The sequence below is a fragment of the Rhodococcus sp. NPDC077669 genome (assembly GCF_040686915.1).
In the GTDB taxonomy this organism is placed as follows: Bacteria; Actinomycetota; Actinomycetes; order Mycobacteriales; family Mycobacteriaceae; genus Rhodococcoides; species Rhodococcoides fascians.
Genome location: NZ_JBFBMD010000034.1, coordinates 1 through 22755, shown reverse-complemented (window position 1 = coordinate 22755; position 22755 = coordinate 1). Strand labels below are relative to the sequence as shown.

Sequence of the window (22755 nt, the reverse complement as noted above, 5' to 3'; positions counted from 1 at the left end):
GTGGGAGTTCGATTGCTTCCGAAGGGAATACGAACACCGAAGAACCGCCGAGTGAGCTGCACCTCATCGACTTGCGGCTCCGTACACGGCCGGGAGACTTGGTTGCATGACATCTTCTGTGGCACTCAGCCGCGAAACAGCCGTCGGCGCGGAGGCGCGACTGTCGTGGATACTGTCCGCGCTGGCCGGAATGGTGGGTGCTGTCGCATTTCTGCATTCGGCGGGGTATTTCGTGACGTTCATGACCGGCAACACCGAACGCGCCGTCATCGGGCATTTCGGCAGTCCGGAAGGTAAGCCCGTTGCACCCGGCGCATCGCCGTGGGCGGCGCTGGCTTTGATGGGTGCCTTTCTGGCGGGAGTGGTGATCGCGTCGATCTGCCGCCGCCGATACTGGTCCAATCACCCACACGGAGCAACAGTTGTCACGACCATCGCCCTCGCCGCGGCAGGGCTCATCGATATCGGGATATCCGGCTGGGCGTCCGACGACGTAAATTTCTATCCCATTCTGTTGGTTGCGTTCGCTCTCGGCGCGCTCAACACAGCATTCACGAAACGAGAAGAAACCTACATCCCCCTGAGCTACGTCACCGGCACCGTCGTCAAACTGGGCCAAGGGATCGAAAGACACCTACTGGGCGGCGGTACTTACCTCGACTGGCTTTGCTATGCAATGCTTCTCGGGTCCTTCGCAGCCGGAGGCGCAGCCGGGGCTCTGATCGGTGCCGCGATCACCGGACCTCAAGTACTCCTGGTTACCGCAGCCATCAGCCTGCTTGCAAGCATCTTCACCTTCACTCACACCGAGCGACGATCCCTATGGGGATAGGTCTATTCCCGGCCAGCGAAAACCTACGGGTCCGCGCTCCCGAGATCGTTCTGCTCCACCGGCGGACTCGACCAACAGAAACACTGTCGCAACGTGAATCAATCGGTTTGAGCGTGTGGAGAGGATGTTCGATACACACCATCTCTCGCTTGGCCCTGATCTCTTCGCCAAGGCGTCAGCGATGCCGGTAGTTGCTAGGTGGGTTGGGAGGTCGGTGCCGAAACCGTCAATAGTCGGCGACGCCGACGAGCGAGCTCGGTTTCGCAGCTACGTCGTGCACGGCCGCATCGGTCCCCGTGTGCGATCCGGATCGGAGCCATTGCCGACGACGGATACGGCAGATTCTGGGTCTCCCGCTGTGGACAACCGCGGGTGGTTCGCCCGCATCGCTACGCGTTGGCCATCGCGCTCGGTGGGTCGATCGACGAGTCGGTGAACGCATTGCACATGTCCGACAACCCGATCTGTGTACGAGTGACGCTGGACGAGGCGCAGCAACAGCCTCTTCACGTGGTCGACGGGAACCAATCGCAGAATCTGCGCGACATGGCCGCGAAAGGTCGCGGCGGTGGACGCCGCCGACCCGGGCTTTGGTACGGGCCGGATCGAGCCGCACGGGCGACGCGCGCCGGTTGCGTACGGCGGTACGCCATGGCCGAGACGACGTATCGGTGCAGGCAGCCTACTGAAGAGCGGTACACCCACGCTGTTCTCTCTAGCGTCGACGGATCGCAACCCACAGTCCGCAACGTCGGCAGATATAGGCAGCTCCCCCTGCCAGGGAGTGCAACTTCACGGTCGGGAAATCGCGACCACAGCAGGAACAGGCCGAGGTGCCGTCACTCTCACTGGACAGATTCATGAGCAAGCCCTTTCCGTCGAGAGTGACGGGAGAAGTTCGGCACTCCGTCTCCTTCCGCGTAATCGAATTCTACGACCTGTGCGCTGCCAACTTCAGCACGGATATACCGTGGGTGGATGGAGATCACCCTGCAGTATTTCGACGGTTGCCCGAACTGGACGGTCACTGCTGAACGGTTGCAGCTCCTCGCCGCGGAACACTCGGACGCCGTGCTCGTCTATCAACGCGTGGACACGGTGGACATGGCCGAACAGGTGCGTTTTCGTGGCTCTCCGACCGTTCTCGTCGACGGCGTCGACGTCATGGGCGACACATCCGCCGCAGTCGGTCTGGCCTGCCGTGTGTACATGACAGGTGACGGGCCGGCGGGTGCGCCGAGCATGGCTCAGCTCCGGGAAGCCATCCTCGGCTGACACCCGAATCGGGATACCCCAGGGGGTACTCATTGGTATCGTCGGTGACATACAGTCAGCTGATCGGCATGGTCGACGGGGCACAGCTCCGGAGGCCGGTTTGCTGAAAGCACTGACGGTGTTCGGCGTGCTGTTAATGCCTTCGGTGACACCGAACAATGAAGGTGATACAGCCGTGCTCGGGGGCCCGCATCCCTTTTTGAGTGCGGAGTCGCGGACGTCGCTGAATCCGGCGGTCGTCGATCCGACGAGATGTCCCGTGCGGGCGTTCTTCATCCCGCAGATGCGGGCCGTCCCGTCTCGACGGACCAGGGATCGACGCAGTTCGCAACCGTCGACACCGACGGCAACCTGATCGCCTTGCATAACGACGCCCCCGCACCCGAGGGACAGTTCTACCCGTCGCTCGACGGACGAGGGCGCACGATTGAAATTGGCTCGGCGCGGCGACTGCCGTCACCACTGACCGATCGACCCGCTCTTGGCAGGACCACTCAAGAGCCCATCGGACCACACATGATCACACCCGCAGCGGCGAGGGCACCGAACACGATCGGACTCGCGGTGATCGAGAGGACGATCAAGGACAGTTGGGTGCGGGCCCGCGCGTGCACGGGGGTGGACACAGCGACGGTGAGGCGATGAGCACGAGCGAGCACGTCGCCTCCGCTCGCGCCGAGGGCACCCGCGGGAGCGACGGACGAACCAGTGAGGGCGAGCAGACCACCGAGTAGCGCCCGCCGACCATGGGAGCGGGCAGCGCTGTCGTCCGCGCACATCTCGAGCAGCAGGGCGATCTCGGTCGCCCCGTCGCGGAACAACCGCATCCATGGAGCTGCCGCGGCGAGTCCGCGAACAGAGGCGAGCAGCAGGTGATGGCGACCGATTAGGTGAGCACGTTCGTGCGCCAAGACGGCGCCTAACTGATCCGGGACGAGTGCATCCAGGGCACCAGTAGTGATCACGATGGTCTTCGGACGGCCAGCAACGCAGTAGGCGAGCCGATCCGCGGTGTCGACGACCACCGCGTCGGTACCGGGCAGGCGTTGGCCGATCACCCTCGCCGTCCGGGCGTGGCGAAGCGTGTGCGTTCGCATCCGCAGCATGCCCCGCCCAGCCCTCCACACCACCAACGGAAGCGCCGCCGCAGCGACCGCGGAGACTGCTATCAGTGTTCCCTGAAGCAGTGCTGCGGCACGGCCGTCGATCGACCGGAGCACCTCGACGACGCACGCTGACACCCAGTGAGCGTCTCTGTTCCAATGCACCGCTTCGGTGACGAGCATGATCGCCGCGCCGGTCCAGGTCAGGATCACCACCGCCATTGCTGCACTCCAGGCAGCTATCCCGAGCTGCGGAGCGATGCCCCGGCGGGTCAGTCGCGCGAGCACAGGCGGACCGGCTACCGAGACCACGAGCCCGTAGAGCAGCAGGCACAGAGTCAGAGTCATCGCGACTGGCCGGGGTCGGTCAGTCTGCGCAACGCTCTTCGCACACGCTCCGACTCTTCGTCGCTCATCTGCTCGACGAAATGGGTGAGCACCAGGTCCGACTTGCCGCCCGCAGCGAACGCGTGACGCATCAGCCGGGCACTGTGCTCCTCGCGAGACAACGTCGGCCAGTAGTCGAACGCCTTGCCCCTACGGGTGCGCTCCAACCAGCCCTTACGGTGCAGGTTGTCCATCGTCGACATCACCGTGGTGTAGGCAATCACCCGCTGCTCGGCCAATTCGTCGAACAACTCCCGCACGGTGCTTCGCGCACCGCGGGCCCACAGGCGATCCATCACTACCGCCTCGAGTTCACCGAATCCGTTCACCCGCACCTATCGCCTCCTGCCCTGTCGTCTCCTGATCCTAGGGTCGTCGGTAACACGACATCTACTATCTATGTACGTACTCAGTATATGGTCGTGATGTCCCGTCTCCTCGGGACCAGAATTGAGGGAGATTCCGATGACCGAACTGATGACCAACCTGCAGACGTGGTGGGATTGCCAGATCATGATGGCCACCGGCATGTGTGGGGACATGTGCGCCGCAATGATGTGTTGCTGACCGGCTGACGACCTGCGATAGGATACTTCCCCCGACTTCCCGAAAGTCGGGGGAAGCTTGCCGGGCGAGCCTCTCGCGCGGCGTCGTACAGAACGAATCGACAGGGCGAGCGCAGTCTTTGACGATTGCGTACGGACGAAGACCAGGCTTGCCGAAGCCCTGCTGATCTGATCTCGTAACTCTCCTCGGCGACGGGGTGCCGGCGACGACGCTGCGCTTCCACGAAAGCGAGGGGCTGCTGCCGGCGGACCGAGCCCCGAACGGGTACCGCGTCTACGACAAACGAGCACAGCAACGGTTGGCGTTCATCACCGCCGCGAAAAGCTCGAAACTGACGCTGCCACAGATCAAGACGATGCTGCGCGCATGGGAGAACGACTCCTGCGCCGCTGTGAAGACCGGGCTGCGGCCAACACTGCGCGAGCACATCACCCGGGAGGAGGAGTCGATCGCGCAGCTCACCGAGCTGCATGCCGCAATGACCGGTGCGTTCGATCGTCTCGACGACACTCCCGACGCGTCGGCGCGCCGTTCGACCCGCAATGCAGCTGGTTGACCTCGGCCTCCTCGCCGTCTCGGACGGATTCGGCGAGTAGGGAATCGAAAGCGCCTTCGTAGCAGGTGCCACCGCGATCGGGAAGTCGGCGATCTCGACCGCGCCGTACGGAGCAACTGCGGTTTGTCGCGTGCGTCCGCAGGTCCGGTGACCGGGTCCCACACCACGGAGGTGTTCTTCGTCGTGCCGTCGTCCTGTCTCAGTACGGCACGACGAGGATCGGACTCGTGCCGACGAGACCGGGGCCGAGCATTCACGCATAGCGATCATACCGGGCTTAGATGCTATCATCGTTGCATGACGATCAATAAGGATGGCCGCCTGCCCGGCGGTTCCACGTCGACTTTCGATGCGGCAGTGTCGTTGTTCCACAGCCTTTCCGATGCGACACGGTTGGCTATCGTTCGCCGTCTCGCCAGCAGGGAGGTGCGTGTAGCGGACCTGGTGAGCGAGCTGGGGCTGGCACAGTCGACGGTATCGGCGCACATGGCGTGCCTGCGGGACTGCGGATTGGTCGTCGGTCGCCCCCAGGGCCGGCAGGTGTTCTACTCCCTCGTCCGGCCGGAACTGTTGGACCTGCTCGCTTCGGCCGAGACCCTCCTCGCCGTCACGGGGAACGCGGTGGCACTCTGCCCGGTTTACGGCACCGCGCCCGCCGGGTCGGCGGTGACCGGATGAGCGACGCATGCGGCTGCGGCCACGACGAACCCCGCCTGGACGGCGACGAGGAGCACGAACCCGACAAGCTGTGGCAGATCACCGAGATCCGAGCTGCCGCGGTGGCCGGTGCACTGCTGGCGGCAGGGCTGATCATTGACTGGATCGGCGGCCCTGATCGGCTGACCCTGGTGCTCGAATCACTCGCGTTGATCGTCGCCGGCTACACCTTCGTCCCGTCGACCCTTCGGCGGCTCGCGCGCGGCAAGATCGGTGTCGGCACCCTGATGACCATCGCGGCGGTCGGTGCCGTGATCCTTGGTGAGGTCGGCGAGGCCGCGATGCTCGCGTTCTTGTTCGCGATCAGCGAGGGCCTCGAGGAGTACGCGGTCGCCCGCACACGGCGAGGTCTACGGGCACTGTTGTCCCTGGTTCCCGACACCGCCACAGTCCGACGAGACGGCCTCGAGCAGGCGGTGTCGCCGACCGAGTTGATGCTCGGGGAGATGATGATCGTCAAGCCCGGCGAGCGCATCGCCACCGACGGCACCATCCGCCGCGGCACCACCGCGCTCGACACCTCGGCGATCACCGGCGAATCGGTGCCCGTCGAGGCCGGGCCCGGCGACGACGTGTATGCCGGGGCGATCAACGGAACCGGCGTTCTCGAGGTGGAGGTCTCCGCACGTGCCGAGGACAACTCGCTGGCCAAGATCGTCCGGATCGTCGAGGCCGAGCAGTCCCGCAAGGGTGAGGCTCAGCGGTTGGCCGACACGATCGCCAGGCCCCTGGTGCCGGCAATCATGGTCGCCGCCGCCCTCATCGCCGCCGTGGGCAGCCTGCTCGGCGAACCACGGGTATGGATCGAACGCGCACTGGTCGTCCTCGTCGCCGCCTCACCGTGCGCACTGGCCATCGCCGTCCCGGTCACCGTCGTCGCGGCGATCGGCGCCGCCAGCAAACTCGGCGTCCTGGTCAAGGGAGGCTCAGCTCTTGAGACGCTGGGCCGCATCCGCGTGATCGCGCTCGACAAGACCGGCACCCTGACCCGCAACAAGCCGGTCGTCATCGACGTCGCCACCGCGGACGGTGCGACCCGCGAACAGGTCCTCGCCGTGGCCGCAGCGCTGGAAGTGCGCAGCGAGCACCCCCTGGCCGCGGCGATCCTCGCCGCCGTCGACGACCACACACCCGCCGACGACGTCGTCGCAGTCACCGGAGCCGGCCTCACCGGCCGCCTCTGCGGCGACGACGTCCGCCTCGGCCGACCAGGGTGGATCGACCCCGGCCCGCTGGCCGCGGACGTGGAACGGATGCAGCACGCCGGAGCCACCGCCGTCCTCGTCGAACAGGACGGCCGCACCCTCGGCGCGATAGCGGTCCGCGACGAACTGCGACCCGAAGCCGCGGAAGTCGTCGCCGGTCTCCGCCGCGACGGGTACCACGTCGCGATGCTCACCGGGGACAACGAACGCACCGCCCGCGCACTGGCCGCCGACGTCGGCATCGAGGAGGTCCACGCGGATCTGCGACCGGAGGACAAAGCACGCATCATCGGCGACCTGAAGGGCCGCCGGTCGACCGCGATGGTCGGCGACGGCGTCAACGACGCCCCCGCACTGGCCACCGCCGACCTCGGTATCGCCATGGGCGCCATGGGCACCGACGTGGCCATCGAGACCGCCGACGTCGCCCTGATGGGTGAGGACCTGCGGCACCTGCCGCACGCCCTGGCCCACGCGCGCCGATCCCGACGCATCATGCTGCAGAACGTCGGGCTGTCGCTGGCGATCATCACCGTGCTGATGCCGCTCGCCCTGTTCGGAATCCTCGGCCTGGCCGCGGTGGTGCTGGTGCACGAACTCGCCGAGATCGTGGTCATCGCCAACGGAGTCCGCGCCGGCCGCACCCACCCCCTGTCCGCCGCAGCGGTGCCCGCACCTGCCCCGGCAGCAGCCGAGGCCTGGACATGAGCCCAGACCCCACTTCGGGCCCGATGCCGGGTGTCTCGACCGGGGGACGCTCGGCGACTCGATCCCGGTGGACCCTGGCGATCGTCGTCGCCGTCCTCGTCGCGGCGGCACTCGCGGCCGACCCCGTCGCCCGCCGCGCACTCTCCGACGGCCGCGTCATCGAACTGGGGTTGCTGCAACTCAGGCTTGCCTACAACAGCGGTGTCGCCTTCAGCGTCGGGAACGGGCTGCCGCCAGGGGTCATCATCGCGGTCACCGCCATCATCACTCTCGCCATCGCCGTGTACGCGTGGCGCACCGTCCCCGTCGGCTCACTGACCGGGACGGTGGGGCTGTCGGCGGTCGTCGCCGGAGCGGCCGCCAACGTCATCGACCGCGCTGCCGACGGCCGCGTGACGGACTACTTCCACACCGGATGGTGGCCCACCTTCAACCTCGCCGACACCTACCTCACATGCGGCGTAGTCCTGGTCGTCCTCGCGTCGCTCCGGGAGGGCCGAACCCGCGTCGATCCCACGGGCACGGAGCAACGATCCGTATGACTGCTCCCCGACCTCGAATCCGATCGACCTCCATGACGGTCGCGTGCGGCACCGGGGGCGTCCGGTTACATCCTCACCGACGCCCGGTGCGGCAGTGATCACCACCATCGCCGCGGCAGTGGCGATGTTCGCCGGCACCAACATCGACGACATCGTCGTGCTGACGGTGCTGTTCGTCGCCTCCGCCAGCCAGGGTAGGCCGCGGGCGTGGCAGATCGTCACCGGCCAGTACCTCGGCCTGATCACCCTCGTCGCGACCAGCGTCGTCGCCGCTCTGGGACTGGTGATCGTGCCGCAAGAATGGGTCGGGCTACTCGGTGTGCTGCCCCTGTCGCTGGGGCTCTGGACGCTGATCCGCTGGCTGCGCAGCGACGACGAGGACGAACCCCCGGTCGCTGCCACCGGAATGGCAGGCGTTGCTGCCATCACCATCGCCAACGGTGCCGACAACATCGCCGTCTACACCCCGGTCTTTCGGACGCTCGGTCCACCACAGACCGCAGTCACCATCGCCGTGTTCCTGATCTGCGTCGGGATCTGGTGCTACGCCGGCAGGCTGCTGGGCACTCGCAGGAAGGTCGTCGACACTCTCGAACGGGTCGAGCACTGGCTCGTCCCAGCGGTGTTCATCGGCTTGGGTCTCTTCATCCTCCTCGAATCCGGAGTTCTCGCCCGGCTGATCGCCGCCGCGTCATGACCGACACCCGCTCGCGCGCAGCCTGCGGAACCGCTACGGCCCGACTCAGATCGGTTCCCGCCACCGCCCGGTGGCGTCACCTCCATGCCATCGATCGAAGCGTGAGGGTGAGCAAAGGGCGGCGCATCGATACTCGGTCGATCCGTCGGCGATCATCAGATCGACCACGGTGCGACAATCGGACCGGACTTGCCGAATCGACCGCCGAGTAGGCGTCGCTGACCCCGATCATCTGTGTCCGAGCGGTGTGTGGACAGACGAGCCACGCTCGTCCGCGCGGGCGCGGAGTCGTATTCGTCGCCGGAAGGTTAGGTTCGGCAGCCCTTATAGACTCGCTCGGTGCCCAGAGACTTCAACCGCCCGAAACGCCCCAGTGTGCGCTTAGCGCACGATTTGGGCAGATTCGGTGACGCACCGGGTCTGATATCGGTGAACGAGACGATCACCTACCGCGACCTGGACGAGCGCATCGACCGGCAGGCGGCCAGACTTGGACGTGGCCGTCGTCTGGTACTGATCGCCGGCACCAACAAGGTCGAGGTCGTCGTCACCTACCTCGCGGCGCTGCGTGCAGGACACCCCGTACTGCTGGCCTCGGACGACAATCCCGACCATCTCGACGGGCTCATCGACACATATCGGCCCGATGTGGTGGTGCGCACCCTCGACGGCAACACAGTCGTCGAAGAACTCGATCGACAATCCAGACATGAGCTGCACCCTGATCTCGCGTTGCTGCTGAGCACCTCGGGTTCGACCGGATCACCCAAACTCGTCCGTCTCTCGCACGACAACGTGCAGGCCAACGCCGAGTCGATTGCCGAATACCTGGGCATCCGCCCCACCGACCGTGCCGTGACCACGCTACCCATGCACTACTGCTATGGGCTTTCGGTCGTCCACAGCCACCTCCTGCGCGGTGCCGCCTTGATTCTGACCAACTCTTCGGTCACAGATACTCGACTGTGGGACCTTGCGCGCACCCACCGCGCCTCCACCTTCGCGGGTGTGCCGTACACCTTCGATCTGCTCGACCGTATCGGGTTCGAACAGCTGAATCTTCACGACCTGCGGTACGTCACGCAGGCCGGCGGAAAGCTGTCGCCCGATCGCGTCCGCACGTATGCCGAGCTGGGCCGACGCCAGGGATGGGACTTGTTCGTCATGTACGGGCAAACGGAGGCGACCGCCCGAATGGCGTATCTGCCACCGGATCTTGCCGCCGCTCATCCGCATTCCATCGGACGGCCGATTCCCGACGGGTCCTTTCGGCTCGATCCGGTCGCGGATGCCCCGGACGGGACGGGTGAGCTCGTCTATTCGGGGCCGAACGTCATGCTCGGCTACGCACACGACCCCGGCGACTTGCGCCTGGGTGACACGCTCGCCGGCGAGCTGCGAACAGGCGACCTGGCCCGGCGAACGGCCGATGGACTGTACGAAGTGGTCGGCCGACGCAGCCGTTTCGCGAAAGTGTTCGGTCTACGTATCGATCTGCACCGCGTCGAGTCCGCGCTCGCACACCTGGGATTGACCGTGTGCTGCACCGACGGCACGGACGAACTCGTCGTCGTCGCGGAGAACGCTGACGTCGCCGACGTGCGACGCTTGACAGCACAGTTCAGCGGCCTTCCCGCAACAGCAGTTCGGGTGTGTGTCGTCGATGAGCTGCCGCGCACCTCCACCGGCAAACCCGATGCGCGAGCGGTCGCGGAATTCGCAGGCAAGCCCGGCCCTGTTCAGCCCACCTCGACGACGACAAAGCCCGAGACCACCGATGTCAAAGCGATGTATGCCGAGGTCCTGCATCACGCAAGGGTCGACGACGACAGCACGTTCGTGAGCTTGGGCGGTGACTCTTTGTCGTATGTGCGGATGTCCATTCGGCTGGAGGAGCTGCTCGGTCACCTCCCGGCGGACTGGCACAACACCCGAGTCGTGGACTTCGTTCAGGCACCGCACCTGCGCCGCGGCTGGCGACGGGTGGAGACCAACGTTGTGCTGCGCGCCCTTGCGATCGTGCTGATCACCGGCTCGCACATACACCTGTTTTCGGTGCTCGGCGGGGCGCACGTGCTTCTCGGAATCGCCGGCTACAACTTCGCCCGCTTCCACCTCGGCGCGGTCGATCGCACCGCCCGCGCACGCAATGCTGTGCGCAGCGTCGCTCGGATCGCCATCCCCAGCATGGTGTGGATCGGGGCCATCATCGCTCTGACCGGGGACTACCGCATCACCAGTGCATTGCTGCTCAACGGAATCTTCGGCCCGGACGGTTGGTCTGTCGAATGGCGATACTGGTTCGTCGAGGCGATTGTGTACATCGTCCTCGTAGCCGCCGCTGTGCTCTATGTTCCGGCGGTCGCACGTCTCGAACGCAGTCACCCGTTCTGGTTTCCTATGGGGTTGGTGGCATTGGGCCTGGTTACCCGTTACGGATTGATCGAGATCGACGACAGCCGCAATCGCATTCTGACCGCGGCGGTTGTCTTCTGGTTGTTCGCCCTCGGCTGGGCCGCCGCCCGGGCGCAGACCGTGTGGCATCGAGTGGGGGTCACCGCGGCAATCGTGCTATCGATTCCCGGGTTCTTCTTCGGCGACATCCAGCGAGAAGTCATCGTGATTGTCGGACTTTGCCTGCTGGTGTGGCTCACATCCGTCCCATGTCCCGCAGTTGTGGGCCGGGTTGCGGGGGTGTTGGCAAGCGCGTCACTCTACATCTACCTGACCCATTTTCAGGTCTATCTACCGCTGCGCGACGACCATCCCTGGACAGCATTCGCCCTGTCGATCGTCGTGGGGGTTGTCTACTGGCAGGCCGCGACCTTCGTGCTCGCCCGTCTACCGTGGAGCGGGACAGGGCCGGGCATTAGGTTTGCCAATCCTCTAAGTACCATGGCGGCGGGGACGACCGGAGGTGGTCCGGTAAATGCGAAGGACGGACGATGAGCAAGCGGATCGAACTGATGGCGGGCCTCGCACTGGCGACCGCGGCACTGTTGACGGTGTCGGGGTGTTCGAGCGCTGAGTCCGACCCGGGCGGGGACAACCGGATCACCGTCTACAACGCCCAACACGAGTCGCTGACGAAAGAATGGGCCGACGCGTTCACCTCGGAGACCGGCATCGAGGTCGACCTGCGCCAAGGGAGCGATACCGAACTCGGCAACCAACTCGTAGCGGAGGGTGACCGATCGCCAGCGGATGTGTTCCTCACGGAGAACTCTCCGGCGATGACGCTCGTCGAGAACGCGGGTCTGTTCACCGACGTCGACCAGGCCGTGCTGGCCCAGGTTCCGAGCCAATACCGCCCGTCGAACGGCAAGTGGACGGGTATCGCCGCCCGCTCGACCGTGTTCGCCTACAACACGGACATGCTGACCCCCGATCAGCTCCCGGCCTCACTCCTGGACCTGCAGGACCCCGCCTGGAAGGACCGCTGGGCAGCATCGCCGTCGGGAGCCGATTTCCAAGCCATCGTCAGTGCGCTGCTCGAGTTGAAAGGCGAGGACGCTACACGCACCTGGTTGGAGGGGATGAAGAACAACGTCCGCGCCTACAACGGTAACGGCACGGTGATGAAAGCCGTCAACGCCGGAGAAATCCCGGGCGGCGTGATCTACCACTACTACTGGTTCGGCGATCAGGCCAAGACCGGAGAGAACAGCAGTAACGTCGCCCTGCACTACTTCAAGAACGAAGACCCCGGCGCATTTGTCAGCGTCTCCGGCGGCGGCGTCCTGCAGTCCAGCGCGAAACAGGATGCAGCGCAGCAGTTCCTGGCGTTCGTCACCGGACCGAAGGGTCAGGAAGTTCTGCGGGACGGGATGTCGTTCGAGTACTCGGTGGGCAGCGAAGTGGCGGCCAACGCGGATCTGGTCCCCTTGACCGAACTGCAGGCCCCGCAGGTGGACCCGGCGAAGCTCAACAGCCCGAAGGTCACCGAGCTCATGACCGAAGCCGGTTTGCTCTGATTCCAACGACGAACGGTCGAGAACAACGGGGGCCGGCCCACACGCTGCGGTGCCCAGCAGGCCGGTCGCGTATGCCCTTGCCTCTGGCTGTCACCGCAGTGATTGTCGTGGCGATCTCGCTCATCCCGCTCGGGTACGTGATCGTGGAGAGCGTGGACACCGGCTGGGCCACCGCGTCGGCGCTGCTGTTCCGATCGCGGGTCCGCGAATTGTTGGCCAACACCGTGATGTTGGTAGTGATCACGGTGCCCATCTGTGTCGCAATCGGCGTCGCGGCTGCTTGGTTGGTCGAGCGCACACGAGTATTCGGAGCGAAGGTGTGGGCGGTATTGCTTGCCGCGCCGCTGGCTGTCCCGGCGTTCGTGAACGGCTACTCGTGGGTGACGGCGATCCCTTCCCTCGGCGGGCTGCGCGGCGGCGTTCTGATCGCAACGCTCTCGTATTTTCCTCTCGTCTACATTCCCGTGGCCGCGACGCTACGCAGGCTCGACCCCGCGGTCGAGGAATCGGCGCGAGGACTCGGAATCGGACCGTGGGCAGTGTTCTTTCGCGTCGTGGTGCCGCAGCTGCGGCTGGCAATCGCCGGCGGCGCGCTTCTGGTCGCGTTGCACCTACTCGCCGAATACGGTGCCTTCGTCTTCATCCGCTTCGACACATTCACTACAGCGATTTTCGAGCAGTATCAATCGACGTTCAACGGAGCGGCGGCGACCATGCTCGCCGGGGTGCTGGTATTGCTGTGCCTCACATTGTTGGTGATCGAAGCGGTTGTGCGTGGCAGTGCCAGGTATGCCCGCATCGGCTCGGGTGCAGCCCGCCCGGCCGTGCCTGCAGAACTCGGTTGGCAGTATTCGCCGATCGCGCTCGTCTTCCTGGGGATGTTGATCGCACTGTCTCTCGGAGTCCCGATCGCCAGTGTTCTGCGGTGGCTTGTCGTCGGCGGCAGCGCGGTGTGGGAGTGGGACGAAATCTCGTCCGCGCTGCTGCAGACGCTCGGGTTCGGAATTGCCGGTGCGGTCATGACGTGTGCACTCGCGTTCCCGGTCGCGTGGATCTCGATTCGCCACCGCGGACGGTTCAGCCGTGTCCTCGAGGGCGGTACCTACATCTCGAGTTCGTTGCCCGGCATCGTGGTTGCGTTGGCGTTCGTCACCGTCGCCATTCGGTACGCAAATCCGCTGTATCAAACAGTTGTCGTCGTGATCGCGGCCTACGCATTGCTCTTCCTGCCACGCGCATTGGTCAACCTGCGGGCGGGGCTCGCGCAGGCGCCCGTCGGGTTGGACGAGGCGGCTCGGTCGCTGGGTCTGTCACCGCTGTCGAGTTTCTTTCGGGTGACTCTCAGATTGGCTGCGCCGGCCACCGCAGCGGGCGGTGCGTTGGTGTTCTTGGGGATCGTGAACGAGTTGACCGCGACATTGCTGCTGGCACCGACCGGAACCCGCACTCTGTCGATGCAGTTCTGGTCGCTGAGCAGCGAGATCGACTACTCGGGGGCTGCTCCGTACGCGTTGATCATGATCGTGCTGTCTCTGCCCATGACCTACGTTCTCTTCTCCCAGTCGAAAAAGGCGGCAGGACTATGACATACGCGGTGGAGGTGGATGGGCTGGACAAGTCGTTCGGTCCTGTGACGGTGCTACGTCGTGTTGAGTTCGCTGTCGATGCCGGGTCGACCACAGCCATCGTCGGACCGTCCGGTTGCGGTAAGACGACGCTGCTGCGTCTGATCGCGGGTTTCGACAAACCCGACGCAGGCACTGTCGCACTGACCGGGAAGGTCGTCGCGGGATCCGGCTGGACGCCTGCGCACCGAAGGTCGGTGGGGTACGTCGCCCAGGACGGGGCACTGTTCCCACACGCCACGGTCGGCGCGAACATCGGGTTCGGCCTGCCACGCCGTGCCCGCACCGTCTCGAAGATCACCGAACTGCTCGAGATGGTGTCGCTGGATTCGTCCTACGCCTCACGTCGACCCGACCAGCTCTCCGGCGGCCAGCAGCAACGGGTCGCGCTCGCGCGGGCGCTGGCGCGTGAACCTGAATTGATGCTGCTCGACGAACCGTTCTCGGCACTCGATGCCGGCTTGCGGGCGAACACTCGACGGATCGTCGCCGACGTCCTCGCCAAGGCTGGGATCACCACCATCCTCGTCACCCACGATCAACCCGAGGCCCTGTCGTTCGCCGACCGGGTTGCGGTGATGAGCTCGGGCAGGCTCGCACAGATCGGTACACCTCGTGAAATCTATTCCCGCCCTGTGGACGTCACCACCGCGGAATTCATCGGTGACGCCGTGATCTTGACGGCCCACATCGAGAACGGCCGTGCCCGCTGCGCCCTCGGCGACGTCGCCGTCGCCCCTTCCCCGAACGCCATCGAAGGTGCAGCCCGAATCATGTTGCGGCCGGAGCAAATCGAGGTGACCACCGACGGCGCGGGTGCATCGGGGGCCGTCGTCGACGTGGAGTACTTCGGGTCGGAGATGCTGCTCGGGATCCGCCTCGACACCGCGGACACCGCTATGGCCCAGCGGGTCACCGTGCGCCGCTTCGGCGCCACGGCTCTGACGCCCGGCGACAGGGTCGCCATCCGCGTCATCGGCGACGCCGTAGTGTACGACCTGTGAGAGAGCTACTCAGTGTGAGGCAGCCTCTCGCGTCCTGCTCGATCATGCGATCGATGCCGAACAATGTGCGTAGTTAGTGGGCAGACTTGCACCATCCAGACTGAGGCAACGCCCCGGAGGCAATCACGTCTCGACCCCAAGCATGGAACGGGCCGGCCGGCATCGACTGTCACCGCCGTCTACGATCCGCACGCGGGTTGATGTCTTGAAGGTGGTGGGCGGCTTCGTCGTCATCCAAACTGGGGGCATCGATTGCGTTGCTTGCAAATCTGGTGGCCCGCACTAAGTCTTCTTTCTTTCGAGGACGGACTCCCCCTGAGCGGCGGAAGAACCCACTGATTCCGATTTCCCACGCACACCACCACCATCGCGAGCGGTAATCGGTCCTGGAACACAGAGGCAAGCAGGAGACGTTCACCCGCGCACAATCAGACGACGGTTAGATGGATCAGTGCAATGCTGAGTGCGACGACGATTCCCGCGATGAACCGGGCTGCATATCGAGTGATCCGGTAATTTGACATCGCTGCCCATCAACATGCGGTCAGAGGTGAACCGCACCAACGGAATCAGCGCGATCGGAATACCGAAGGACAACACGACCTGCGAGACGACGAGAGCGCGACTGGGGTCAACCCCAGCGGCGAGGATCGCCAGTGCCGGAACCAGCCGCCGCACACGATCGGGATGCGCTTGCGTGGACGGTGCACGCCTGCTTTTCGTGTGTGTCGCTGCAGGAGCGATCGTGACCATCGACGCACTGACCAGTCTCGACATCCCCTTCGTGTTGGTACTTCTCACCGCGCTTGCCGCTGTCGGCACTGACCCTCAGGAAACGTCGCCGAACCATCAACGCAGACATCGATGCAGTGGATCGGAAGCGCACCGCGAGACGAGGTCCAGCGACACGACCACCCCGTACCAAGAGACCGTGAAGCCCGCGTGCGAACTTTCGACACAGACCCGGTCGTCGTTCGGTGCAATGTTCGCTGACTCACTCACAACAGGGGTCGCTCCTGCGGGGTGACACCTGGGATCGTCGCGCGCTGAAGACTATTGCTCGCACTCCGGCATTTCCGCATCTAAGAACTCGAGAAGTTCCCTGAGCAGTCGGTCTGCGCGGTTTTCGACATCGGCAAGAACCGAATCGACGTCGTCGAGGAGCGCGTGGGAGTGCCTTCGTGCGAGTGTGCCGCGTTCGTAGTAACCAGGGTCGAGCGAGACCGCCGATGCAGGCTCGAGCGTAAAGACACGCTTTGGGTTCGTCTCTCGGACGGGGGGCGGTATGTGCGTGGGAGCGCGTCCCCCGAGGTGTGCTCGAACGATATCGGCTATTCCCCGGGAGGTGAGAGGGGTTGCGACCAGCGGGGTATGGCCCCACCGGTCGATCGTGGTCAACAACGGCCGTTCGCTGCCTGGGTCGAGATGAGTAACGGAGTCGGCGAGTTCGGTTCCGTCGACGTGCTCGATGGCGTCGGCGAGCATGCGTGTGCTGGGGTGCCGCTCGCCGTGGGCCAGGACCTCGTACCAGCGCCTGTACACCTTTCTCGGTGATGCGCCCGCCCTCACGAGCTCCAACGAAGTGACGGCATGTACACCGGTGCCCGTTTCGATTGTGAGGGCATCGAATTCGGGTTCGACGGCGACATCTCTTATTCGCAGTGCCGCGATCTCGGTGTATGGCAGCCCGGCCGCGGCAAGAGTGAGGACCAGTGCATCTCGGCGAGCGAACAACGCCGCCGGCCACCCTGTTCCGGGGAGGCGCGTGACGATGCCGCCGATCCGAGTTGCGGTGTCGCGCAAACGCGCTGCACGCAGCGCGTCCAGAGCCGCTCGCACGCTCTGACCGCGACCCGGCGGGGGCAGGGCGCGGTCTCGATGAACAGCGTCGATGACGGCGATGCGACGACGTTGCGTTGCCGGCGCGGCAGGGTTGGCTCGGAGGAACCGAACGAACAACTCCGGTGAGACCGGCAACGCCGACTGATCATGAGCGGTGCACCAGTCCGCGAACAGCGACCACGTGTGTCGACCCCGTTCCGGGACAGTGTCGTTCGATACTGGAGTTGTTCGGACAAGGTCGGTGTTGTCGCCGCTCGTCGAGGTGTCGGTGCCGTGCATGAGGGTCACAAGCCGAGATCGTTCACGGCGTTGCCGACCAGAGGCGCGTTCTCGCGGGCATAGATTTCGACCATTCCCGGGCTTCTGTGTCCGGTCTGTCGCATGATCGCGTGTGCGTCGGCACCGTTACGGAACGCTTGAGTGACGAATCCGGCACGCAGTGAATGTCCGCCCAGCTGGGCGAGAAGGTCTGCGTCGTAGCCGGCGCGGCCGGCGCGGCGGCGGATCGCGGCGTGCACTGCCGCACCCGACAGTGCGGTCTGGGATAGGTTGCCGTTCTTGCGGATCGACCGGAACAGCGCCGACCGCGTGTCAGCGGTGGGCAGGGTGCTGTGGCAGAGATGGGAGTCGAACTTCGCTGCGCGGGAAAGCAAACGAATGATCGCGGTTCTGCCACCGGTATCGAATGCAGCAACGATCTGCAGCCAGCGAACCCACGCGCAGACCGGGCATGATTCGTGCCGGTCGGTGAACGGCAGCGCCTTCACCGTTCCGGTTCCGTCCTGGTCGGTCTTCGAGTGCCGCAGGCGGACATGCGCACCGTCGAGGCGATCGCGGCGCACATCACGACATTCGAGGTCCACGAGTTCGCTGCGCCGAAATGCCCCGGAGTACCCCATCAGCAGTAGTGCGGTGTCGCGGCGTTCGAGCACTTCACTGGCCCAGCCGGTGACACCGGCACGTGCTACGTCAACGATGGCAGTGATATCGGACGTCAGGAGTGGGGCGCGGGGATTGCGGGGGCGCTCCCCCGCGGCGGCGTAGTCTCGGCGGATACCGGCGAGGGTGGCGCGCACCATCTCGTGGCCACACGGGGTGTCGTGGCCGAGCCCGCGGTGACGGTCGGTGATCGCAGCGACCCATTTGCCGAAGGTCGACGGTGCATACGCCCGGACTCCGTCGACGGTCAGCGAGTCCGCCGCGTCAACGAGATACGCAGCCACGGTCGCAGGGTGCGCCGGCAACGAGATGTGCCCGGCGGCAGTGCACCAGGTCTCGAATCGCCGCCACGCCGAATCGTAGGCGCGGCGGGTTGCGGCAGACCGCGCCGACGCCATCGACCGTTCGATACGCGCAGCCACCTCGGCCGACAGGTCCGGAAACACCACCGCACCACTCACCAGGGCAACTGAATCTGCGTCCAGGACCTCACCGAGCTGCCGTTCTGCCATGGCAAGAACTGTAGTGCGCACCTCCGACAGGCTTTTTGATTTCAAAACACGCTCACCTGGTGTTTCGCCGGGGATGGTGCGGGAAAATGGGCGTACGACGGCCTGCAGTACCACTTCTCGGTGCTCTGAGCGTCGGTTGAGGAGCAGAAGTTTGCTCCGTACACGGCCGCACCGGTCTGTTCGAATTGCTCGACAGTTGAGTATCCCTGGGACGGGTCGCAAGCGTAGCCGTCGAGGACTTGTCCGGCCACGAGATCAGGTCGTTCCACTGAGCAGTAGCTCTTTGGACGGGAAACCCGTCGAATCTCCTTCACTTTGACACCTACACCGGCAGCTCGTGGCGGGGTCGCAGCCCTACGAGGACCTAGTCGGGGCGTGACACCCGAATAGTTCTCGAGTACGCGGCTCGGAATTATCGGGAACTTCCGGGACCGCTGGCCCGACTACTGCACGAGTAGGACCGGCTGAGCGCCCAGTGCAGCCCGAGGAGAAGGAACCGAAACACGCAGATGTCCACCAGTGAAATCGATCGACCGCCTGCGCCCGGTGACACCCCGCCTTCGGTGACGAAGATCCCGTTGTGGCCACAGATCAGGCCGTTCGTGCTGCGGTTGCACTTTTATGCCGGCATCCTGGTCGGACCGTTTCTGCTGATCGCGGCCGTGACCGGCCTGCTGTACACCATCAGCCCGCAGTTGTCGGACTACGTTCATCGCCACGAACTGACAGTCGATCAGGTCGGCGATCAGCAGCTGCCGCTCAGTGAGCAGGTCGCCGCGGCCCGGGCCGCCCACCCAGAAGGCTCGATCACCGAGGTCCGGCCCCCCATCGACGCCGAGAGCACCCACCCGTGTCGTGCTGGCGGTCGACGACGTTCCCGAGGGGTACGGGCGGACCGTGTTCGTCGACCCTTACACCGCGCAGGTCCGCGGAGAACTGACCACGTTCGGTGAGTGGCTCCCGGTGCGCGCGTGGATCGACGAACTGCACCGCAACCTCCACCTCGGCGATCTGGGCCGTAACTACAGTGAGTTGGCCGCCAGTTGGCTGTGGGTGGTCGCACTCGGCGGGCTCGTGTTGTGGACGCCCGGGTCCGCCAACGCTCGTCCAGTGCCTCCGAAGCCGCCAGAGCTGCTCTGGTGCCGGAGCCGAGGAAGAGGGGCCGCGCCCGCGCGTTGTCGTGGCACGGCACGGTCGGGGTGTGGATCATCGCCGCTCTCCTGCTTCTCTCGGTCACCGGTTTGACGTGGTCACGGTATGCCGGAGAGACCATCGGGGACGTACGTACGGCGCTGTCGTGAACGACACCGTCGGTCGAGACTCATCCTGCCGGAACGGGCGAGAATGCAGGCGGTGATCACCACGGGGGAGACGGTGCGCCGGTCACCGACACCGTGATCGGTGAAGGCGCGGAATCGACGGTGTCGAGGCCGCCGCCCAGGGCGCGGGCCTGCAGGCACCGATGAAGCTCGTTCCTCCCGCCGAAGAGGGACAGGCATGGAAAGTGCAAGAGGCCAAACGTGATTGGCCCACACGCTACGATTCGGTAGCCGTCGATGCCGCGTCGGGCCAGGTGATCGACAAGGTCGAGTTCGCGAACTGGCCGCTCATGGCCAAGATGACCAACTGGACCATCGACGCCCACATGGGCATCCTGTTCGGACTCGTCAACCAGATCCTGTTGGCGCTCACCGCTATCGGTCTGATCGCCGTCATCCTTCGCGGCTACCGGATGTGGTGGCTGCGGTGCCCGACCCGGGCACGAGGAATCAGGTTCGGACCACCTGCCAAACGCGGGGCGCTGCGCCGGATGCCGCCGTGGGCCGCGGTAACCGCGGTAGTGATCGCAGTGATCCTGGGCTGGTACATGCCGTTGTTCGGAATAACACTGGCAGTGTTCGTCGCCGTCGACGTCGCTCTGGGACTACGTCACCACCGTCGATCGCGCGGAACCACACTCGAATCCGCGTCGCTGCCGTCGCGGGAAGAACGAGCCGACGCGGATCGAGCACCGGGTATCGATGCACACAATCGGCAGGACGCGTCGTGATCGCTGATAGTTCGCTGCGGTGGATCACCACAGCACTGTTCGTGTTCGCGGCCGGATACTGCGTGTACCGCATCATCCGCGCCGCGCAGTGGAACGTACGGATCGACCACGGGTTCCACCTCGTGATGTGCGCGGCCATGATTGCGATGGCGTGGCCGTGGGGGCTCGGCGTCCCGCTGTTACCGCAGGGAGTGTTCTTTGCCGCGGCGACGGTGTGGTTCGCGATCTCCGCAGCACGCACGGCACCGGGCACGACCGGTGTCGACGAGCACCCCCACGGACCTGCGATGGGCAGCTATCACGTGTTCATGATGGCTGCGATGGTGTGGATGGTCGCGGTGATGGCCGGGTGGCTTCCCGGCACCGCCGCGCACGATCACACCGCCGACGCCGCCGACGGTGACATGTCCGGAATGGGCGCGCACGCACACACCCCCGACATGGACATGAGCAGTCCTGACCATACGGCCGCGATGAGCGGACCGGGATGGATCTCCGCGGTATCACTCACGCTCACAGTCGTCTTCGCTGTCGCAGCGATCGTGTGGCTCTACCGTCTGTTCGTCGCCGAACAGAGCACTGCTCTCGCACCTGTACATCCTTCGCCTGGATCGCAGGCAGGTAATATCGCCGTCGATGCGCTACCGGCGTCGCGGCCGCAGAGTGTCGCTGCGGCGTGCGAGGTGGCGATGGCAGCCGGAATGGCGATCATGATGGGCGTCGTGTAACACCGATGATCGACCGACGCCACTGCAGTACAGCGACATCGAACGAGGCTATGTGACAACCGATTCACCGCACCATATTTCGCGCACACGCCAGTCGCTGTGTGTGCGTTACGTCCTTGCGATCGCGCTCGTATGCGCGGCCGCGTTGGTCGTTGTCGTCACCGTCCGCTCGGGGGACACCCGACACGCAGCCAGCGGTGACTCGTTCCCTGGCACCTTCACATCGCTTCTGTACGTCCTGCTCCGTTTCACCGTCTCACTCGCCGCCGCGATCACGATGGGCTCATTGGTATACGGGATAGTCTGTACCCGTTTCTGCCGTGTGGGCCGGGTCGGTCCCGACGGATACGCGACCCTGCTCACTGCTGGCCGATCGAGCCTGAGAACCGTCTGACGCTCCCTCGCTCGAGCAGTTCGCGACCTTCTGGCGGTTTGACTTCGTCACCGGCGGCGCGGCAGTCGTCCTGATCGCGCTGTACGGGTGGGCAGTTCTGCGGTTGCGACGGCGCGGAGATCAGTGGCCCCTCGGGCGTACCATCGCCTGGATGACCGGGTGCCTGGCGTTGCTGGTGGCGACGAGTTCAGGTCTCGCTGCATACGGTTCGGCGATGTTCAGCGTCAATATGGGTGCGCACATGACGCTCAACATGTTCGTTCCGGTCCTGCTCGTGCTCGGCGGGCCGGTCACGCTCGCGTTGCGGGCGCTGCCCCCAGCTCGGGAGGACAGGATGCCGGGACCGCGGGAATGGATCGTGTGGGTGGTCCATTCACCACTGATGCGAGTGCTGTCGAACCCCGCCGTCGCGGTCGGGTTGTTCGTCCTCTCCATCTATGCAGTGTATTTCAGCCCGCTGTTCGACGAGCTGGTCCGCTACCACTGGGGACACGAGGTGATGAATATCCACTTCATCGTCACCGGGTACCTCTACTACTGGGTCATCATCGGCATCGACCCCGGACTGCACCGGGTTCAGGCCGCACGAAGGAACGCAGCTGGGATCCACGAGCAACTCGTAACGTTCGATCACCAGGATCAGTGATGCGCGCAGCCCTATGCTTCCTGCAATGCGCATTCCCCCATCCCGCCCCGAAAGATGCTGGTCTATACCGTTGTGTAGGAGATGTCGGTCATGCCGTTCACGGGATGGCACGTACCGCGGCGTCGAGAGCACCGGGTGTGCTCAGGGCGATCGGTTCGCCGTTGAGCAGGACTGTGGGAGTGGCGTTGATGGTCTTGAGCACCGACTGGGTGGAGTCGGCCACCCAGTCGGTGTAGTGGCCGCCGGTGATGCAGTCGCCGGCGGTGTCGGGAACTCCCGCTGCGACAGCGATATCGGTCAGTTGCTCGTCGCTCAGCCCCGAACCGCCTTCGGCGGGCTGCTGCCCGTATACGGCGGCGGATCAGGAGTGTCGCCCGGGGTCCTGCTCGGTCTGGGGTCTGCTCACCGTCGGTGGCGCAGCGAGCCGACAGGGCGAGCACAGGACCAAACCG

22 protein-coding genes and 3 pseudogenes are annotated in these 22755 nt (G+C 65.1%); 19 read left to right on the top strand and 6 right to left on the bottom strand.

Features of this window, described 5'->3' with window-relative positions; translation table 11 throughout:
• The first annotated feature begins 106 nt into the window (after window positions 1-106).
• A complete protein-coding gene (locus AB0P23_RS23420; RefSeq protein WP_008720488.1) occupies window positions 107-832 on the top strand; it encodes a YoaK family protein in 726 nt (241 codons plus the stop codon).
• 978 nt (window positions 833-1810) lie between these two features.
• Window positions 1811-2107, top strand: coding sequence for a hypothetical protein (locus tag AB0P23_RS23415; RefSeq protein WP_008720468.1), 297 nt, complete (start codon window positions 1811-1813; stop codon window positions 2105-2107).
• Between the two features lie 494 nt (window positions 2108-2601).
• Here AB0P23_RS23415 and AB0P23_RS23410 read toward each other — a convergent pair whose 3' ends face one another.
• Together AB0P23_RS23410 and AB0P23_RS23405 are read right to left on the bottom strand one after the other, a co-directional pair.
• Window positions 2602-3558 (bottom strand): M56 family metallopeptidase, encoded by a 957-nt coding sequence (locus AB0P23_RS23410; RefSeq protein WP_008720467.1) that lies wholly within the window; start codon window positions 3556-3558, stop codon window positions 2602-2604.
• Window positions 3555-3932, bottom strand: a complete 378-nt coding sequence (locus AB0P23_RS23405; protein WP_008720466.1) for a BlaI/MecI/CopY family transcriptional regulator — start codon at window positions 3930-3932, stop codon at window positions 3555-3557. Before AB0P23_RS23405 ends, AB0P23_RS23410 begins: the two co-directional genes overlap by 4 nt.
• Before the next feature lie 428 nt (window positions 3933-4360).
• Here AB0P23_RS23405 and AB0P23_RS23400 point away from each other — a divergent pair, with 428 nt between their 5' ends.
• The 9 genes from AB0P23_RS23400 to AB0P23_RS23360 all read left to right on the top strand — a co-directional run bounded on the left by AB0P23_RS23400 (window position 4361) and on the right by AB0P23_RS23360 (window position 15192).
• Window positions 4361-4720 carry a MerR family transcriptional regulator gene (locus AB0P23_RS23400; RefSeq protein WP_008720465.1) on the top strand — a complete coding sequence of 120 codons (360 nt, stop codon included), beginning with the start codon at window positions 4361-4363 and terminating at the stop codon, window positions 4718-4720.
• A 297-nt stretch (window positions 4721-5017) separates the two neighbouring features.
• A complete protein-coding gene (locus tag AB0P23_RS23395; protein WP_008720464.1) occupies window positions 5018-5398 on the top strand; it encodes a metalloregulator ArsR/SmtB family transcription factor in 381 nt (126 codons plus the stop codon).
• Window positions 5395-7350 (top strand): cation-translocating P-type ATPase, encoded by a 1956-nt coding sequence (locus AB0P23_RS23390; protein WP_363799563.1) that lies wholly within the window; start codon window positions 5395-5397, stop codon window positions 7348-7350. Before AB0P23_RS23395 ends, AB0P23_RS23390 begins: the two co-directional genes overlap by 4 nt.
• Entirely contained in the window at window positions 7347-7892 is a 546-nt protein-coding gene (locus AB0P23_RS23385) for a signal peptidase II (RefSeq protein ID WP_008720462.1), read from the top strand. Before AB0P23_RS23390 ends, AB0P23_RS23385 begins: the two co-directional genes overlap by 4 nt.
• Window positions 7893-7986: 94 nt before the next feature.
• Window positions 7987-8589 (top strand): cadmium resistance transporter, encoded by a 603-nt coding sequence (locus AB0P23_RS23380; protein WP_008720461.1) that lies wholly within the window; start codon window positions 7987-7989, stop codon window positions 8587-8589.
• A gap of 339 nt (window positions 8590-8928) precedes the next feature.
• Window positions 8929-11538, top strand: coding sequence for an AMP-binding protein (locus AB0P23_RS23375; protein WP_237606109.1), 2610 nt, complete (start codon window positions 8929-8931; stop codon window positions 11536-11538).
• Window positions 11535-12563 carry an iron ABC transporter substrate-binding protein gene (locus tag AB0P23_RS23370; protein WP_008720459.1) on the top strand — a complete coding sequence of 343 codons (1029 nt, stop codon included), beginning with the start codon at window positions 11535-11537 and terminating at the stop codon, window positions 12561-12563. The genes AB0P23_RS23375 and AB0P23_RS23370 overlap by 4 nt, the downstream gene beginning before the upstream one ends.
• A gap of 71 nt (window positions 12564-12634) precedes the next feature.
• Window positions 12635-14149: an iron ABC transporter permease gene (locus tag AB0P23_RS23365; protein WP_080733225.1), complete on the top strand. Its 1515-nt coding sequence runs from the start codon at window positions 12635-12637 to the stop codon at window positions 14147-14149.
• Complete coding sequence (locus tag AB0P23_RS23360; protein ID WP_008720455.1) at window positions 14146-15192, top strand: ABC transporter ATP-binding protein; 1047 nt, start codon at window positions 14146-14148, stop codon at window positions 15190-15192. The genes AB0P23_RS23365 and AB0P23_RS23360 overlap by 4 nt, the downstream gene beginning before the upstream one ends.
• Before the next feature lie 428 nt (window positions 15193-15620).
• On the opposite strand, the pseudogene AB0P23_RS23355 reads toward AB0P23_RS23360, so the two are convergent.
• Window positions 15621-15969, bottom strand: a pseudogene (locus tag AB0P23_RS23355) (divalent metal cation transporter).
• A gap of 276 nt (window positions 15970-16245) precedes the next feature.
• Complete coding sequence (locus tag AB0P23_RS23350; protein WP_230593321.1) at window positions 16246-16770, bottom strand: hypothetical protein; 525 nt, start codon at window positions 16768-16770, stop codon at window positions 16246-16248.
• Between the two features lie 12 nt (window positions 16771-16782).
• Between AB0P23_RS23350 and AB0P23_RS23345 the strand changes: the two genes are divergently transcribed.
• Window positions 16783-17160 (top strand): hypothetical protein, encoded by a 378-nt coding sequence (locus AB0P23_RS23345; protein ID WP_230593320.1) that lies wholly within the window; start codon window positions 16783-16785, stop codon window positions 17158-17160.
• 158 nt (window positions 17161-17318) lie between these two features.
• Here AB0P23_RS23345 and AB0P23_RS23340 read toward each other — a convergent pair whose 3' ends face one another.
• Window positions 17319-18485: a site-specific integrase gene (locus tag AB0P23_RS23340; protein ID WP_008720452.1), complete on the bottom strand. Its 1167-nt coding sequence runs from the start codon at window positions 18483-18485 to the stop codon at window positions 17319-17321.
• Between the two features lie 509 nt (window positions 18486-18994).
• Here AB0P23_RS23340 and AB0P23_RS23335 point away from each other — a divergent pair.
• The 6 genes and pseudogenes from AB0P23_RS23335 to AB0P23_RS23310 all read left to right on the top strand — a co-directional run.
• On the top strand, window positions 18995-19438 hold the full coding sequence (locus tag AB0P23_RS23335) for a PepSY domain-containing protein (protein WP_008720451.1): 444 nt from the start codon (window positions 18995-18997) through the stop codon (window positions 19436-19438).
• A pseudogene (locus AB0P23_RS23330) lies at window positions 19383-19529 on the top strand (PepSY-associated TM helix domain-containing protein); the annotation flags it as partial. The gene AB0P23_RS23335 and the pseudogene AB0P23_RS23330, both read left to right, overlap by 56 nt.
• 35 nt (window positions 19530-19564) lie before the next feature.
• Window positions 19565-19786, top strand: a complete 222-nt coding sequence (locus tag AB0P23_RS23325) for a PepSY domain-containing protein (protein ID WP_363799559.1) — start codon at window positions 19565-19567, stop codon at window positions 19784-19786.
• Between the two features lie 161 nt (window positions 19787-19947).
• On the top strand, window positions 19948-20535 hold the full coding sequence (locus AB0P23_RS23320) for a PepSY-associated TM helix domain-containing protein (RefSeq protein ID WP_008720449.1): 588 nt from the start codon (window positions 19948-19950) through the stop codon (window positions 20533-20535).
• A complete protein-coding gene (locus AB0P23_RS23315) occupies window positions 20532-21263 on the top strand; it encodes a DUF5134 domain-containing protein (protein ID WP_008720441.1) in 732 nt (243 codons plus the stop codon). The genes AB0P23_RS23320 and AB0P23_RS23315 overlap by 4 nt, the downstream gene beginning before the upstream one ends.
• Window positions 21264-21661: 398 nt before the next feature.
• Window positions 21662-22234, top strand: a pseudogene (locus AB0P23_RS23310) (cytochrome c oxidase assembly protein); the annotation flags it as partial.
• 166 nt (window positions 22235-22400) lie between these two features.
• Here AB0P23_RS23310 and AB0P23_RS23305 read toward each other — a convergent pair.
• A complete protein-coding gene (locus tag AB0P23_RS23305; RefSeq protein WP_268987753.1) occupies window positions 22401-22526 on the bottom strand; it encodes a hypothetical protein in 126 nt (41 codons plus the stop codon).
• A gap of 12 nt (window positions 22527-22538) precedes the next feature.
• Between AB0P23_RS23305 and AB0P23_RS23300 the strand changes: the two genes are divergently transcribed.
• The coding region (locus AB0P23_RS23300) for a hypothetical protein (protein WP_231893869.1) at window positions 22539-22755 on the top strand (217 nt) is incomplete at its 3' end.

Bases quoted from the DNA above. Each gene is read 5' to 3' on its own strand.
- AB0P23_RS23420 (WP_008720488.1), top strand. From the start codon at position 107: ATGACATCTTCTGTGGCACTCAGCCGCGAAACAGCCGTCGGCGCGGAG.
- AB0P23_RS23415 (WP_008720468.1), top strand. From the start codon at position 1,811: ATGGAGATCACCCTGCAGTATTTCGACGGTTGCCCGAACTGGACGGTC.
- AB0P23_RS23410 (WP_008720467.1), bottom strand. From the start codon at position 3,558: ATGACTCTGACTCTGTGCCTGCTGCTCTACGGGCTCGTGGTCTCGGTA.
- AB0P23_RS23395 (WP_008720464.1), top strand. From the start codon at position 5,018: ATGACGATCAATAAGGATGGCCGCCTGCCCGGCGGTTCCACGTCGACT.
- AB0P23_RS23390 (WP_363799563.1), top strand. From the start codon at position 5,395: ATGAGCGACGCATGCGGCTGCGGCCACGACGAACCCCGCCTGGACGGC.
- AB0P23_RS23385 (WP_008720462.1), top strand. From the start codon at position 7,347: ATGAGCCCAGACCCCACTTCGGGCCCGATGCCGGGTGTCTCGACCGGG.
- AB0P23_RS23370 (WP_008720459.1), top strand. From the start codon at position 11,535: ATGAGCAAGCGGATCGAACTGATGGCGGGCCTCGCACTGGCGACCGCG.
- AB0P23_RS23365 (WP_080733225.1), top strand. From the start codon at position 12,635: ATGCCCTTGCCTCTGGCTGTCACCGCAGTGATTGTCGTGGCGATCTCG.
- AB0P23_RS23360 (WP_008720455.1), top strand. From the start codon at position 14,146: ATGACATACGCGGTGGAGGTGGATGGGCTGGACAAGTCGTTCGGTCCT.
- AB0P23_RS23345 (WP_230593320.1), top strand. From the start codon at position 16,783: ATGTACACCGGTGCCCGTTTCGATTGTGAGGGCATCGAATTCGGGTTC.
- AB0P23_RS23340 (WP_008720452.1), bottom strand. From the start codon at position 18,485: ATGGCAGAACGGCAGCTCGGTGAGGTCCTGGACGCAGATTCAGTTGCC.
- AB0P23_RS23335 (WP_008720451.1), top strand. From the start codon at position 18,995: ATGTCCACCAGTGAAATCGATCGACCGCCTGCGCCCGGTGACACCCCG.
- AB0P23_RS23320 (WP_008720449.1), top strand. From the start codon at position 19,948: ATGAAGCTCGTTCCTCCCGCCGAAGAGGGACAGGCATGGAAAGTGCAA.